At 65.7% G+C, this 14,000-nt stretch carries 14 protein-coding genes; 8 read left to right on the forward strand and 6 right to left on the reverse strand.

Annotation, left to right across the window (positions count from 1 at the left end):
• Positions 1-22 precede the first annotated feature (22 nt).
• A complete protein-coding gene (locus GR158_RS04945) occupies positions 23-982 on the forward strand; it encodes an EF-hand domain-containing protein (RefSeq protein ID WP_160870194.1) in 960 nt (319 codons plus the stop codon).
• A 143-nt stretch (positions 983-1,125) separates the two neighbouring features.
• On the opposite strand, the gene GR158_RS04950 is transcribed toward GR158_RS04945, so the two are convergent.
• Positions 1,126-2,016, reverse strand: a complete 891-nt coding sequence (locus tag GR158_RS04950) for an LOG family protein (protein ID WP_134647977.1) — start codon at positions 2,014-2,016, stop codon at positions 1,126-1,128.
• Positions 2,017-2,191: 175 nt separating this feature from the next.
• On the opposite strand from GR158_RS04950, the gene dapD reads away from it, so the two are divergent.
• The 4 genes from dapD (at position 2,192) to GR158_RS04970 (ending at position 5,302) form a co-directional block, all read left to right on the forward strand.
• Positions 2,192-3,049, forward strand: a complete 858-nt coding sequence (dapD, locus tag GR158_RS04955; RefSeq protein WP_160870195.1) for a 2,3,4,5-tetrahydropyridine-2,6-dicarboxylate N-succinyltransferase — start codon at positions 2,192-2,194, stop codon at positions 3,047-3,049.
• Between the two features lie 6 nt (positions 3,050-3,055).
• The gene (locus tag GR158_RS04960; RefSeq protein WP_160870196.1) at positions 3,056-3,439 is read left to right on the forward strand and encodes a DUF805 domain-containing protein; all 384 of its coding nucleotides are present in this window, start codon (positions 3,056-3,058) and stop codon (positions 3,437-3,439) included.
• An 86-nt stretch (positions 3,440-3,525) separates the two neighbouring features.
• The gene (dapE, locus tag GR158_RS04965; protein WP_160870197.1) at positions 3,526-4,719 is read left to right on the forward strand and encodes a succinyl-diaminopimelate desuccinylase; all 1,194 of its coding nucleotides are present in this window, start codon (positions 3,526-3,528) and stop codon (positions 4,717-4,719) included.
• Positions 4,706-5,302 (forward strand): hypothetical protein, encoded by a 597-nt coding sequence (locus GR158_RS04970; protein ID WP_134647985.1) that lies wholly within the window; start codon positions 4,706-4,708, stop codon positions 5,300-5,302. Before dapE ends, GR158_RS04970 begins: the two co-directional genes overlap by 14 nt.
• On the opposite strand, the gene truA is transcribed toward GR158_RS04970, so the two are convergent.
• The 3 genes from truA to def form a co-directional block, all read right to left on the reverse strand.
• Complete coding sequence (gene truA, locus GR158_RS04975; RefSeq protein ID WP_134647987.1) at positions 5,303-6,046, reverse strand: tRNA pseudouridine(38-40) synthase TruA; 744 nt, start codon at positions 6,044-6,046, stop codon at positions 5,303-5,305.
• The gene (gene fmt / locus GR158_RS04980) at positions 6,046-6,987 is read right to left on the reverse strand and encodes a methionyl-tRNA formyltransferase (RefSeq protein ID WP_160870198.1); all 942 of its coding nucleotides are present in this window, start codon (positions 6,985-6,987) and stop codon (positions 6,046-6,048) included. The genes truA and fmt overlap by 1 nt, the downstream gene beginning before the upstream one ends.
• 88 nt (positions 6,988-7,075) lie before the next feature.
• Positions 7,076-7,600 (reverse strand): peptide deformylase, encoded by a 525-nt coding sequence (def, locus tag GR158_RS04985; protein ID WP_134647991.1) that lies wholly within the window; start codon positions 7,598-7,600, stop codon positions 7,076-7,078.
• 111 nt (positions 7,601-7,711) lie between these two features.
• On the opposite strand from def, the gene GR158_RS04990 reads away from it, so the two are divergent.
• From GR158_RS04990 to GR158_RS05000, 3 genes are all read left to right on the forward strand, one after another.
• On the forward strand, positions 7,712-8,905 hold the full coding sequence (locus tag GR158_RS04990; protein ID WP_160870199.1) for a DNA recombination protein RmuC: 1,194 nt from the start codon (positions 7,712-7,714) through the stop codon (positions 8,903-8,905).
• A gap of 44 nt (positions 8,906-8,949) precedes the next feature.
• The gene (locus GR158_RS04995; protein WP_134647995.1) at positions 8,950-9,849 is read left to right on the forward strand and encodes a ribokinase; all 900 of its coding nucleotides are present in this window, start codon (positions 8,950-8,952) and stop codon (positions 9,847-9,849) included.
• A gap of 291 nt (positions 9,850-10,140) precedes the next feature.
• Positions 10,141-12,477 carry a methyl-accepting chemotaxis protein gene (locus GR158_RS05000; protein WP_160870200.1) on the forward strand — a complete coding sequence of 779 codons (2,337 nt, stop codon included), beginning with the start codon at positions 10,141-10,143 and terminating at the stop codon, positions 12,475-12,477.
• 73 nt (positions 12,478-12,550) lie between these two features.
• Here GR158_RS05000 and GR158_RS05005 read toward each other — a convergent pair whose 3' ends face one another.
• Together GR158_RS05005 and GR158_RS05010 are read right to left on the reverse strand one after the other, a co-directional pair.
• Positions 12,551-12,910, reverse strand: a complete 360-nt coding sequence (locus tag GR158_RS05005) for a hypothetical protein (protein WP_160870201.1) — start codon at positions 12,908-12,910, stop codon at positions 12,551-12,553.
• Positions 12,910-13,851, reverse strand: a complete 942-nt coding sequence (locus tag GR158_RS05010; protein ID WP_160870202.1) for a nucleoside hydrolase — start codon at positions 13,849-13,851, stop codon at positions 12,910-12,912. Before GR158_RS05010 ends, GR158_RS05005 begins: the two co-directional genes overlap by 1 nt.
• Positions 13,852-14,000: the final 149 nt, after the last annotated feature.

A 14,000-nucleotide genomic window follows, 5' to 3' on the forward strand; every position in this document is an offset into this window, starting at 1 on the left:
ACAATGGATGAAAGGAACGACCATGGCTAAAAAGGAACTCCTTCTCGGCGCCGTTGCCGCCAGCCTTATCTTCTCGGGCCTCGCCGCCCCGGCCTTTGCCGCCAAACACGAAGGCAAGCACGGCAAGCACCATGCCCGCCATGCCGCGATGATCGAACGGCTGGATACGGACAAGGACGGCAAGGTGACGCTTGCCGAATTCAAGGCCAATGCAGCCACCGCCTTCAAGACCTTCGACGCCAATGGCGACGGGCAGGTGACGAAGGACGAGATCAAGGCGCGCCACGCCGCGTTCAAGGATGCCCGCAAGGCCATCCGCGCCGCCGCCGATGCGGACAAGGACAAGGCCCGCGAGACACTGCGCGCCGGTGGCCCCTACATGCTGCCGGGTGCGGGCAAGATGTTCGACCGCGCCGATACCGATAAAAACGGCACGCTCTCGGAAGCCGAGGTCATGGCTGCCGCCGAAAGGATCTTCGAACGTCGCGACACCAACAAGGATGGCGCCATCGACGTGGCCGATGCCGGCGGCAAGGGCAAGTGGCACGGCAAGAAGAGCGAGGAGCGTGCGCAGCGCATGCTGGAGCGCGCCGACACCGACAAGGACGGCAAGATCTCGCAGGCCGAGATGCTCGCCTATGCCACGACGACCTTCGAGCGGTTCGATACGGACAGGAACGGCGAAGTGAGCAAAGCAGAAGTGGACGCCAGGCGCGAAGCGTTCCGGGATGCCCGCAAGGCGTTCCAGGCGGTGAAGGCGACTGACGGCGAGGCGAAGGACGCCGCGCGCCAGGCGATGCGTGACGCGCGTATCGACCGCATGGGCGCACGCATGTTCGAGCGCGCCGACACCGACAAGAACGGTGTCCTGACGAAGGCGGAGATGGAAACCGCCGCCGCCGCTCTCTTCAAGCAGCGCGACCGCAACGGCGACGGCTTCATCACCGCCGACGAAATGGTCATGAAACGCCACCAGAAATAGAGCATTTCCAGCCGAAGCGGGAGCGCTTCGGCATCGGACAATGCTGCGAAACGACAGAGCATTCCCTGCCAGCACGTCCAACTGAAACGCCCCGGCCATGCCGGGGCGTCTTTTATTGGCGGCAGTGCATGGCCTGCCTCATGTCAGGCTTCAGCCACGGCATGCTCGGCTTCGAGCTTCTCGTAGAACTTCACGATGATGTCCCAGGCCTCCTCGGCCGTCTCAACGAATTCCAGGAGTTCGACATCGCCGGGCGCGATGGTGCCGAAGGCGGCAAGGGCATCGAAGTCGATGATCTTGTGCCAGAATTCCTTGCCGAACAGGATGAGCGGAACGAGCGCCATGCGGCCGGTCTGCATCAGCGTGACCGTCTCGAACAGCTCGTCCAGCGTGCCGAAGCCGCCCGGGAAGACCGTCACGGCCTTGGCGCGCAGCAGGAAATGCATCTTGCGGATCGCGAAATAGTGGAAATTGAAGCTGAGCTCGGGCGTGACATAGGGGTTCGGCGCCTGCTCGTGCGGCAATACGATGTTGAGGCCGATGGACGGTGCGCCGACATCGGCCGCGCCGCGGTTGCCCGCTTCCATCACGCCCGGCCCGCCGCCGGTCACGACGACATATTCCTTGAAACCGAGCTCCGCCGACTTCTCGGAGCACATGCGCGCGAATTTGCGCGCTTCCTCGTAATAGATCGAGGCCGCTTCCAGATTGACGCGCTGCGTTTCGTTGCGGGCCGCCCAGGCATCCTGCCCGGGCGCGGGAATGCGCGCGCCGCCGAACATCACGATGGTCGACTTGATGCCGTGCTCGGACAGCATCATCTCCACCTTCAGGAGTTCCAGCTGGAGACGCACCGGACGCAGTTCCTCGCGGCAGAGGAAATCGTCGTCGACATAGGCAAGCCGATAGGCCGGGTGGGCCGATTGCGGCGTCTGCGGCACGACGGAAGCGCGATGCTTGTCCTGCGCGCTGTCGGCCAACGGATCCCACACGCCGTCCTTGCGGCGCAGATTCTTTTTCTTCAGTCTTGCCATCACTTTTTCCTGTCTCGCCGCCGTGCGGAATCACCATTGCGTCCGTGCGACAGTATCTGCCGGAAAAGGGCTTCATCTTTTCCGGCACTTGCTCTAGAGCATTTCGCTGATTGATGAAATCGACCTTCCGGCCTGCCGACAAGCGAAAATAAGCGTCGAAGTTTAAGGAATTCCGATGAGCACGTCCGATCTCGCCACCCTTTCCGCCATCATCGAGCGCGCCTTCGAGGAACGCGACGGTGTCAGCACCGGCACGCGCGGCGAAATCCGCGATGCGGTCGAGACCGCGCTCAACCTGCTGGATGCAGGCAAGGTGCGCGTCGCCGAGCGCGGCGAGGACGGCAACTGGACGGTGAACCAGTGGCTCAAGAAGGCCGTGCTGCTCTCCTTCCGCCTCAACCCGATGGAAATCGTCAAGGGCGGCCCGGGCGAGTCCTCCTGGTGGGACAAGGTGCCCTCCAAGTTCGACGGCTGGAGCGTCAATGAATTCGAGAAGGCCGGCTTCCGCGCCGTGCCGAACTGCGTCGTGCGCCGCTCCGCCTATATCGCGCCGAACGCCATCCTGATGCCCTCCTTCGTCAATCTCGGCGCCTATGTCGGCGAAGGCACCATGGTCGATACCTGGGCGACCGTCGGTTCCTGCGCGCAGATCGGCAAGCATGTGCATCTCTCCGGCGGCGTCGGCATCGGCGGCGTGCTGGAACCCATGCAGGCCGGCCCGACCATCATCGAGGACAATTGCTTCATCGGCGCGCGCTCGGAAGTCGTCGAAGGCTGCATCGTGCGCGAGGGCTCCGTGCTCGGCATGGGCGTGTTCATCGGCAAGTCGACCAAGATCGTCGACCGCGCGACCGGCGAAGTGACCTATGGCGAAGTGCCGCCCTATTCGGTCGTCGTCGCCGGCTCCATGCCATCGGACAAGACCATGCCGAACGGCCTGCCCGCGCCCAGCCTCTATTGCGCCGTCATCGTCAAGCGCGTGGATGCCCAGACCCGTTCGAAGACCGGCATCAACGAACTTCTCCGGGATTAATTCCCGATGGCCGTGGAAGAGCAGCGACCGCGTCTCGCCTGGCTCTTCTTCGGCTGGTCGGGTCGCCTCAGCCGCGCGCCCCATGCGCTCGGCTGGGCCTTCTGGCTGACGGTCCTGTCGGCCTCCTTCACCCGCGTCCTTGCCGTGCCGGAGGATCATCCGTCCTTCGTCCCGTGGGTTCTCATCTTCCTGGCGCTGGCGGTCGTCTCGACGATCTCCTCGCTGATGCTTTCGGTCAAGCGGGTGCACGACATGAACCTGCCCGCCCCTCTCATCCTCTGCCTCTTCGTTCCCGCGCTTTCGTTCTTCGCGCTCTTCGTGTTTCTCGTTTGGCCCGGCACCCAGGGGCCGAACGACTACGGACGCCTGCCCGACCGCCCGATGGACTGACTGCCGCGCTCCTCGCGCGCGTGACAGCTTGCGAGCGATGGGCTACATCTCGATTCCCTCTGTTTCCGTGCCGTGATCGCATGCCCATGACCTCTGCCGACCCGATTGCCAATCTCGCCACCCTGATCCGCTGCCCGTCCGTGACGCCCGCCGAGGGCGGCGCGCTGACAGCCCTTGCCGCCATGCTGGAGCCGCTCGGCTTCACCGTGGAGCGCATGGTGGCCCGCGAACCCGGCATGCCCGATATCGAGAACCTCTATGCCCGCATCGGCACGGACGGCCCGCATCTGATGTTTGCCGGCCATACCGACGTCGTGCCTGTCGGCGACGAGGCTGCCTGGACGCATGATCCGTTCGGCGCGGAGATCGCCGGCGGCGAGATGTTCGGCCGCGGCGCCGTGGACATGAAGGGCGGCATCGCCTGCTTCGTCGCCGCCGTCGCGCGCCATATCGGGAAACACGGCCCGCCGACGGGTTCCGTCTCCTTCCTCATCACCGGCGACGAGGAAGGCCCGGCCGTCAACGGCACGATCAAGCTGCTCGAATGGGCGGCCGCCCGCGGCGAGCGCTGGGATGCCTGCCTCGTGGGCGAGCCGACCAATCCCGATCAGCTCGGCGACATGATCAAGATCGGCCGGCGCGGCTCCGTCTCCGGCACCGTGACGGTGCATGGCGTGCAGGGTCATGCCGCCTATCCGCACCTCGCCGACAATGCCGTGCGCGGCATCGTCGCGCTGACGGACGCCCTGATGGACCCGCCCTTCGACGCCGGCACGGAAAACTTCCAGCCGTCGAACCTCGAAGTGACCACCATCGACATCGGCAACCGCGCCACCAATGTCGTGCCGGGCAAGGCGACCGCCAGCTTCAACATCCGCTTCAACGACACCTGGACGGCCGAGACCGTCATGGCCGAGATCGTGCGCCGGCTCGATGCCGCGGCCGCCGACGAGAGGCTGCGGCCCGGCCGCAGCCCCGTGCGCTACGATATCGCCTGGGCCGAACGCCCCAGCCATGTCTTCCTGACGCGCAACAACCAGCTGATCGCCTCGCTGTCGGGCGCGGTGGAGGCGGTGACCGGCCGCGCGCCGAAGCTGTCGACGACCGGCGGCACGTCCGATGCCCGTTTCATCAAGGATTATTGCCCGGTCGTCGAGTTCGGCCTTGTGGGGCAGACCATGCATATGGTGGATGAGCGGGTGGCCGTCGCCGATCTCGAGACGCTGACGTCGATCTACGAGACCTTCATCGAACGCTGGTTCGACAATGCCCGGTCTTGACGAGGTCCTGCATTATCTTACCGGCGTCGTTCTGCTGCTGCGCCAGAAGCAGGAAGGCTTCGGCTGGCTGGACCTGACGATGCGCGGCTTCACGCGGTCGTTCTGGGCGATCGTGTGGTGCCTGCCGGCCTTTGCCGTGATCTGGGCATCGTGGCGGCTCTATTATCTCGCCGCCATGCCCGCCGATACGCCGGCGGGCTTCAATTTCCTGGTGAAACTCGCCGTCATCGACGTCGTCGGCTGGATGCTGCCGCTCGCGCTGCTGGCGGTGCTTGCCGGCCCCTTGGGCTACGGCAAGTATCTCGCAACGCTGGTGACCGCCAGCAACTGGGTCGCGATCCCCTTTGCCTATGCGGCCGCCATTCCCTTCGCGCTGACGCTCGTGCTGCCCACAAGCGCGCCGTTCGCCGGCCTGCTTCTCTACGTGGTCTTCGGCGCCAGTGTCGTGCTGCAGTACCGGCTGGTCTGGATGTGCGTCGGCAGGCAGGCCCTTCTGGCCGCGGCCATCACCGCGATCTTCGTGCTGCCGCCAATGATCGTCGGACAGGAACTGCAGCGCCTTCTCGGCACGATGCCGGTCTGATCAGTAATCGACAGCCATGAAGTAAAGGCCATCGGGCGGCGCGACGGGGCCGCAGGCCTTGCGGTCGCGCGCCTCCAGCGCCGCGCGCACATCGCCGGCCGTCCACTTGCCCTCGCCGGCCAGCTTCAGCGTTCCGGCAAAGGAACGGATCTGGTTGTGCAGGAAGCTTTGCGCGGACACACGCATCTCGATGAGATCGCCGTTGCGCGTCACCTCCAGACGGTCGATGGTGCGCACCGGGCTGTTCGCCTGGCATTGGGCCGCGCGGAACGTCGTGAAGTCGTGTTTTCCCACCAGCATCTGCCCGGCCGCGTGCATGGCGTCGTGATCGAGGTCTTTGGCGACGAACCAGGCGCGGTTCGCCTCCAGCGCCAGCGGCGCCTTGCGCGAGATGATGCGGTAGAGATAGTGCCGCTTCTTTGCGGAGAAGCGCGCATCGAAATCGTCGGGCGCCCGTGCCGCATCGAGAATCGCGACCCGCTCGCCGGCCATGCCGAGATGGGCGTTGAGGGCGTTGCGGAGCGTATGCTCCTTCCAGTCGCGCGTCAGGTCGGCATGGGCGACCTGCCCCATGGCGTGCACGCCCGAATCCGTGCGCCCCGCACCGCGGATCGAGACGGTCTCACCGGTCAGCGACAGGATCGCGGCCTCGATGGCGCCCTGGACGGAGGGACCATTGTCCTGCCGCTGCCAGCCCACATAGGGCGTGCCGTCATATTCGATTACGAGCTTGTAGCGCGGCATCAGGCCAGGACCTGACCGGGCGCGACCGGCGTGCCGCGCAGGAAATCGGCGGCATCGAGCGGCTTGCCGCCGGCCTTCTGCAAGCGCAGGAGCCGGACGGCGCCCTTGCCGCAGGCGATGGCCAGCGCATCGTCGAGTACCGTGCCGGCGGGATGCGCGGCGCTTTCATCGACGAGCGCGCTTGCCAGCACCTTCACCCGTTCCGGCTTGCCGGCGACGGGCAGTTCGAACCACGCGCCGGGAAACGGCGAGAGGCCGCGGATATGGTTGTGCACATCCTTAGCCGGCTTCGAAAAACCGATACGGGTTTCGGCCTTGTCGATCTTGGCGGCGTAGAGCACGCCCTCCTCGGCCTGCGGCGTCAGCGGCAGGCTGCCGGCCTCCAGCTTCGCCATGGCCTCGACCATCAGCGCGCCGCCTTCCTGCATCAGCGCATCGTGCAGTTCGCCTGCAGTCATGGTCTCGCCGATCGCCACGCGGGCGGTGAGTGCGACGGGGCCGGTATCGAGGCCCTTGTCCATCTTCATGATCATCATGCCGGTCTCGGCATCGCCCGCCATGATCGCCCGCTGGATGGGGGCCGCCCCCCGCCAGCGCGGCAGGAGCGAGGCATGGCCGTTGTAGCAGCCGAGGCGCGTGCCGGTGAGGATCGCTTCCGGCAGCAGCAGGCCGTAGGCCACGACGACGGCGACACCCGCCTTCAGGGCGCGGAACGCCTCGCGCTCCGCGTCCTCACGGAAATTGACGGGCGTGTGGACGGGAATGCCCAGCCGCTCCGCCGCCTGGTGCACGGGGGATTTCACCAGTTCGAGGCCGCGGCGGCCGGCCGGGCGCGGCGGCTGCGAATAGACGGCGACGATCTCGTGGCCCGCCGCGGCCAATGCCGTCAAGGTCGGGACGGAGAAGCCCGGCGTGCCCATGAAAATGATGCGAAGGGCCATCGGTCAGCCTCCGTGAAAGCAGTTCGGCAAAACCGCAAGGCGGTCTTGCGCCTTGAACCGCGTGAAAACGAAGCCGCAGCAATCGCGCTCAGAGCGCCTTGCTGCCGCGCAGCTTGGCGGCCTTGGTGAACTTGCGGATCACCATTTCGCGCTTCAGCTTGGAAATGTGGTCGATGAACAGCACGCCGTTCAGGTGATCGATCTCGTGCTGGAGGCAGGTCGCCAGAAGGCCGTCGGCCTCCGTCAGCTGCTCCTTGCCGTCCCGGTCGAGATGCCTGACCTTGATCGCTGCCGGACGCTCGACTTCCGCGTAATAGTCGGGGATCGAAAGGCAGCCTTCCTCGTAAACCGAACGCGCATCCGTGGCGGAGACGATTTCCGGATTGATGAAGACGAGCGGCTGCTTGTCCTCGCCATCCTTCGACACGTCGAGCACCAGCATGCGGCGCGCAACGCCGATCTGGATGGCGGCAAGGCCGATGCCCGGCGCGTCGTACATGGTTTCCAGCATGTCGTCGGCGAGCTTCTTGACCTCGCCATCCACGGTCTCGATGGGCTGCGAGACCTGGCGAAGGATGGGATCGGGAAGGATAATCAGCGGCTTGATGGTCATGCGCCTCCTTAACCTGCTTTTTTCGGGCTTTCAATCGGCTTGCACGACCGGACAGCGGCTTTGTTCACGGTATGATCTGGTTTTTGCCGTCATCCGTGGTATGGTCGCGGCATGATCGATCCTGCCCTTGATACGCTTCTCACCTCCACGCTCGACCGGCTCGGCGGAACCGGGCCTGCGCTGGCCCTGCTTCTCGCCGTCCTGATCCTGGTTTTCGGCCTGCTTTCGGCCCGCCGCAGCCAGGCGCGCCAGCGCGAGGCGGCGAGCCTCGCGGAGCTGCGCTTCGCCGAACTGCTCAAGGCGCAGACGGAGATGCAGGGGCGCGTCGCCGCCATGGCCGAGGTCTTCGGCGCCAAGCAATCCGAGACCAACCAGGCCATCAACACCCGGCTCGACGGGCTGACGCAGCGGCTCGGCCAGTCGATTTCCGAACAGACGCGCGCGACCCACGAGAACCTGCGCCGCCTGCAGGAGCGGCTCGCGGTGATCGACAACGCCCAGACCAACATCCAGTCGCTGGCCAAGGACGTGGTGGGGCTTCAGGCCATTCTCTCCAACAAGCAGACGCGCGGCGCCTTCGGCCAGTCGCGCATGGAGACCATCATCGCCGATGCGCTGCCGTCCGGCGCCTATCAGTTCCAGGCGCAGCTGGCGAGCGGGGTGCGGCCGGACTGCACGATCCGCATGCCGAACGGCCAGCCGCCGCTCGTCGTGGACGCGAAATTCCCGCTCGAAGCGTGGAACGCCATGTCGGACGCGCGCTCGCCGGAGGCCGCGAAGATCGCCGCCCAGCAATTCCGCCGCGACATGGAAGTCCACATCCGCGATATCTCGGAAAAATACCTGATCGCCGGCGAGACGCAGGATACGGCCTTCCTCTTCGTGCCGTCCGAATCGATCTTCGCCAGCATCCACGAGAATTTCGAGGCCGTCGTGCAGCGGGCGCACCGCGCCCGCGTCGTCATCGTCTCGCCCTCGCTGCTGATGCTGTCGGTGCAGGTGCTGCAGGCACTGCTGAAGGACCAGCGCATGCGCGAGCAGGCCCATGTCATCCAGGGCGAGGTCGCGCGGCTGATGGACGATTTGACGCGGCTCGACGACCGGGTGCGCAAGCTGCACGGCCATTTCACCTCCGCGCAGAAGGATGTGGACCTGATTTTGACGTCGACGGAGAAGCTTACCCGGCGCGGCGCGCGCATCGGCGAGCTGGAATTCGAGACCGTCGCCGCCCTTTCGGAGAGCCCCGATGCGGTTGCCGAGGGACGAACGGCGCCGCCGCGGCTGAGGGTGGTTGACGAGGACTGACTGCCTCGGGCAGTGTCCGGCGGAAACGACAAAGGGCTATTTTCATGATCACCGTCTTCGGCTCCATCAACATGGACCTCATCGCCACGCCGGAACGCCTGCCGAGACCCGGCGAAACGGTGATGGGAACCAGCTTCACCACCGCTGCCGGCGGCAAGGGCGCCAACCAGGCGCTTGCCGCGCGCCGCGCCGGCGCGATGGTGCGCATGGCCGGCGCCGTGGGTGACGATCGCCTGGGCAGCCAGGCGCTGGCGCTGCTGGCCGATGCCGCCGTGGATCTCAACGCCGTGCGCTATCCCGCCGAGGCGACGGGCACCGCCCACATCCTCGTCGCCCCTGACGGCGAGAACATGATCGTCGTCGTTCCCGGCGCCAACGGCACCGTCAGCGACGAGGACGCCCGGCGCGCTATCGCGGCCATGTCGCGCGGCGATTACCTGATGCTGCAATTCGAAATCCCGACGAGCGCGATCGAGGCCGCGCTGGCCGCAGCCAGGCAGAAGGGTGTCGTCTCCATCATCAACATCGCGCCGTTCAATGCCGAGGCCAAGCGGCTGGGTGGCACGGCCGACATCCTCGTCGCCAATGAAACGGAATTCGATCTCTTCGTCGGCAAGGGCGAGCTGTCCGACGAGGAGCGGGAAGCCGTCATGCATCGCATCCACGGCGAGAACGGCCAGACCATCATCGTCACGCTCGGGGCGGACGGCGTCGTCGCCATCCGCAAGAACGAGATCTACCGGGCCGCCGGCCTCAAGATCGAGCCGGTCGATACGGTCGGCGCGGGCGACACGTTCTGCGGCTACCTGGCCGCGTCGCTGGATGCCGGACTTGCCTTCAAGGACGCACTGCGCCGTGCGGCCGTCGCGGGTTCGCTTGCCTGCCTGAAGCCCGGCGCCCAGCCGTCCATCCCCTTCGCAAATGCCGTCGACGCGGAAGTCTGACGCCATCGCGCGGCCCGTTGCGGGGGAACTTCGCAACGGGGACACCGCGTGTCGTTTTGCCCGCGACGCCCGGTAATTCAGCGATCCCGCTGACACTGGGGATCGAAATTTGGCTCTTTATTAATATTCTACAGAGTATTGAAATCCTCAAACCACCGACGTTGCGAAAAGCGGCCCGGGCGGTCCAGGACGCAGGTCGCGCGCCTCGCACTCCATGATGGAGCCCATCCCGACAATCGAACGTGCTTCTCCGCGGCACCCGCCGCGGACGCTTCCTATCGTGAGGATTTCATGTTCAAGTTTCAGGCCAAGTCGCTCGCGACGAAGCTCATCGCAGTGACCGGCGGCACCATCGCCCTGGTGCTGCTCGCCTCCAACACCGTGCTCATCCAGCAGAGCCAGGATCGCGTCGCCGGCCTCGTCTATTCGGAGGCGAATACGGAAGCGAAAGCCATCGCGTCCGACATCGCGACCGATATCGGACAGCTCGCCAGCGCCGCGCGCTCGATGGCCGGCGTGATCGAGCAGGGCCATGCCAACGCTCACTTCGACCGAAAGGAAGTGGTCGATATCATCAAGGCCAATGCGGAGAAGAACGACTTCGCGCTGGGCAGCTGGTTTGCGGAAGAGCCCAATGCCTTCGACGGCAAGTCGCGCGAGACGGGCGAATCGCTGGAGACCGGCACGTTCAAGGATGGTTCGTTCAATCCCTACTGGACCAAGCGCAAGGACGGCTCTATCGCACTCTCCACCTTCGAATCCGATTACAAGGCCGAGTGGTATGCCTTGGCGGCGAATTCAGGCAAGGGCGCGATGACCCAGCCTTACAAGGAAAGCTCGACCGGCGAAGGCTTCACCATGGCCTCGATCGCGTTTCCTGTCGTCTCGGACGGCAAGCGTATCGGCGTCACCGGCGTCGACGTCTCGCTGAAGACCCTCTCCGACAAGCTGAGCAAGCTGGCGCCGTTCGGCGAGGGCCGCGTGCTGCTGCTGTCGCAGACCGGCAAGTGGCTCGTCGCGCCGAATGCCGACCTCGTCATGAAGCCCTATGAAGGTGTCGGCGAGGATATCGTCAAATCCGCGCTCTCCACGGGCAAGCCGGGTCTCGTCGAGAACGTGACCTTCGACGAACTCGCGGCCTTCGATCGTGTCGTCTACCCCTTCGCGCTGCCGGACATCAACACGTCCTGGATCGTGCTCGTCGATGTGCCGCGCGCGGCGATCAATGCGCCCGTGCAGGATCAGACCTTCATGATGATCATCGGTGGCCTCATCGTTCTGGCCGCCGTGCTGACCGGGCTCTACGTCGCGGTGCGCGTGTTCGTGCAGAAGCCGCTTGCCGGCCTTGTCCGCGACGTCGATGCGCTGAGCGGCGGCACCTACACGCAGCCCGTCAGCGGGCAGGACCGGTCCGATGAAACCGGCGCCGTCGCCAAGGCGCTGGAAGGGTTCCGCCACCAGCTCGCCAATACCCGCACGCTGGAAGCCGAAGCCAGCCGCCAGCGCGAGCTGACGGAAGCCGAACGCAGCCGCTCGGAAACGGAGCGCGCGGAATCGAGCGCCCTGCAGCGCGAGATCGTCGCCCGCCTCGGCGACGGCCTCGCCCAGCTCTCCGAAGGCAACCTGGCCTTCCGCCTTTCGGGCGATTTCCCGGGGGAATACGGCAAGCTGAAGACCGACTTCAACTCCGCCATCGCCAGCCTCGAGGAGACGATCCAGACGGTCAACGCCTCCGTCGGCAATATCGGCGGCGGCACCAGCGAGATCTCCAAGGGCGCGGCCGATCTTTCGCACCGCACCGAGCAGCAGGCCGCAAGCCTCGAGGAGACCGCGGCCGCCCTCGACCAGCTGACCTCGCAGGTCAATTCCAGCGCGGAGAATGCCCGGGTCGCGGCCAAGTCCGTCGAAACGGCGAACGAGGATGCGAGCCGGTCGGGCGAAGTCGTGCAGAAGGCGATCGATGCGATGCACGGCATCGAGAGCTCCTCGCGCGAAATCTCCAACATCATCGGCGTGATCGACGACATCGCCTTCCAGACCAACCTTCTGGCGCTCAATGCCGGCGTGGAAGCGGCGCGCGCCGGCGAAGCCGGCAAGGGCTTTGCGGTCGTGGCGCAGGAAGTGCGCGAGCTTGCCCAGCGCTCGGCCAATGCCGCCAAGGAGATCAAGACGCTGATCAACACGTCGGAGTCCCAGGTGCGCGACGGCGTCAGCCTCGTCGGCCGTGCGGGCGACGCGCTGGAAAACATCGCCCACCAGGTGAACCAGATCAACGATCTCATCCGCCAGATTTCCTCTTCCGCGTCCGAACAGGCCGTGGGGCTCAAGGAAATCAACGCCGCCGTCAACCAGATGGACCAGGTCACGCAGCAGAACGCCGCGATGGTGGAGGAAACCACCGCCGCCAGCATGGCGCTGAACGACGAAGCCCAGACGCTGAAGTCGCTCGTCGCGCGCTTCCGCTCCGGCTCGGCGGTGACGGCAAGCGTGCAGCCGATACAGCAGGCGGCACGCCCGCAGGTCCAGCCGCAGCGCGCGGCCTACCAGCCCGCCCGCACGGCCAGCCGGCCGGTCCCGCAGGTTTCCGGCAACACGGCGCTGGCGCAGGACGACTGGGAAGAGTTCTGAGCCGCTCCCGCGATCAAAGCAAAAGGCCGGCGTTTCCGCCGGCCTTTTTCGTTTGGGGGCGAGGCTGCCTGGGCTACTTCGGCTGGCTCGGCTGTGCCTGCAGCCGCCCGCGTGAGCGCGACCGCGTGGCGTTGGCAAGCCGTTGCGTGGCTTCCTTGAGTTCAAGCTCGGAGAAGAGCCGCTGATATTCCGGCCGCAGCATCAGCGCCTCCATGGAAAGCTCGGCCTTGCCCGCATCGAGCAGACGCTCCAGGCCGGTCGTGCCGGGTTTGAAGACGAGTTCCTTCGCCGCCGCCACACCGCCGTTGAGCAGCACAAAGCGGCGCAGCAGGACGGGTCGGAAACCGAGGTCGGCGAACCGGTCGTAGAGGCCCATCATCTCCTTGTGGAAACGGGCCTCCACCGCGGGACTGGCGACGCGCGAACCCCGCATCAAAGGCGCCCGACGCGCTCGGTGAGCAGCGCGAAGAACCCGTCGGCATCGACATCCTTCATGACCCGGGCATTGTGCCTGCGGCCTGTCACCTGCCACCAGTCGACCACCGTCATGCCGGCCGTGAGCGGCGAGGTCGTTTCCACCTCGACGTTGCAGTCACGGCCGGAGAACAGGTCGGGCTTCAGTAGATAGGCGATGACGGTCGGATCATGCAGCGGGCCGCCGTCGGAGCCATATTTCTCCACGTCGAACCGTTCGAAGAATTCCAGCATCTCCACCAGGGCCTTGGCCGGGCGGTTGCCGATGGCGCGGAGCTTTTCGACACGGCTCTTCAGCGTCAGCACCTTGTGGGTGACATCGAGCGGCATCATGACGATCGGAATGCCTGATATGAAGACGGCGGCCGCCGCCTCGGGATCGACATAGACGTTGAATTCGGCCGCCGGCGTGATGTTGCCGCCCTCGAAGAAGCCGCCGCCCATCATGACCAGTTCGCGCACCCGGCCGGCGATCTCGGGCGCCTTTTCCAGCGCCAGGGCGATGTTCGTGAGCGGGCCGAGGGTGCAGAGCGTGACGGTGCCCGCCGGCTCGCGCTTCAACGTCTCGATGATGAAGTCGACGGCATGCTGCGGCTGGAGCGGCATTTGCGGCTCATGCAGTTCCGGGCCGTCCAGACCGGTCTTGCCATGCACATGCTCGGCGGTCACCAGCGGACGGGCAATCGGCCCTTCGGCGCCGGCGAAGACCTTGATGTCGGTGCGGCCGCAGAACTCCAGGATGATGCGGGCATTTGTCGAGGTCCGCGACAGCGGCACGTTCCCGGCGACGGTCGTGATGCCGAGGATTTCCAGCTCGGGGCTGCCGAGCGCCAGCATGATCGCGGCGGCGTCGTCCTGGCCAGGATCGGTATCGATGATGATTTTCCTCGGCTCAGACATGCCGTTGCGTCCTTGTCTCTTCATGGTTTTCGCCAGCACCGCGCGGGCGAAGCGGCGACTATATTTGCGAAATCGCGCTTCGCAAGCGTCTTGCGCCGCAAGCGCACAGTCACCATATTGGTTCCGTCGGGATGCCGGTTTCGGGTCCC

The sequence above is a fragment of the Shinella sp. AETb1-6 genome, from assembly GCF_009826875.1.
Classification (GTDB): domain Bacteria; phylum Pseudomonadota; class Alphaproteobacteria; order Rhizobiales; family Rhizobiaceae; genus Shinella; species Shinella sumterensis.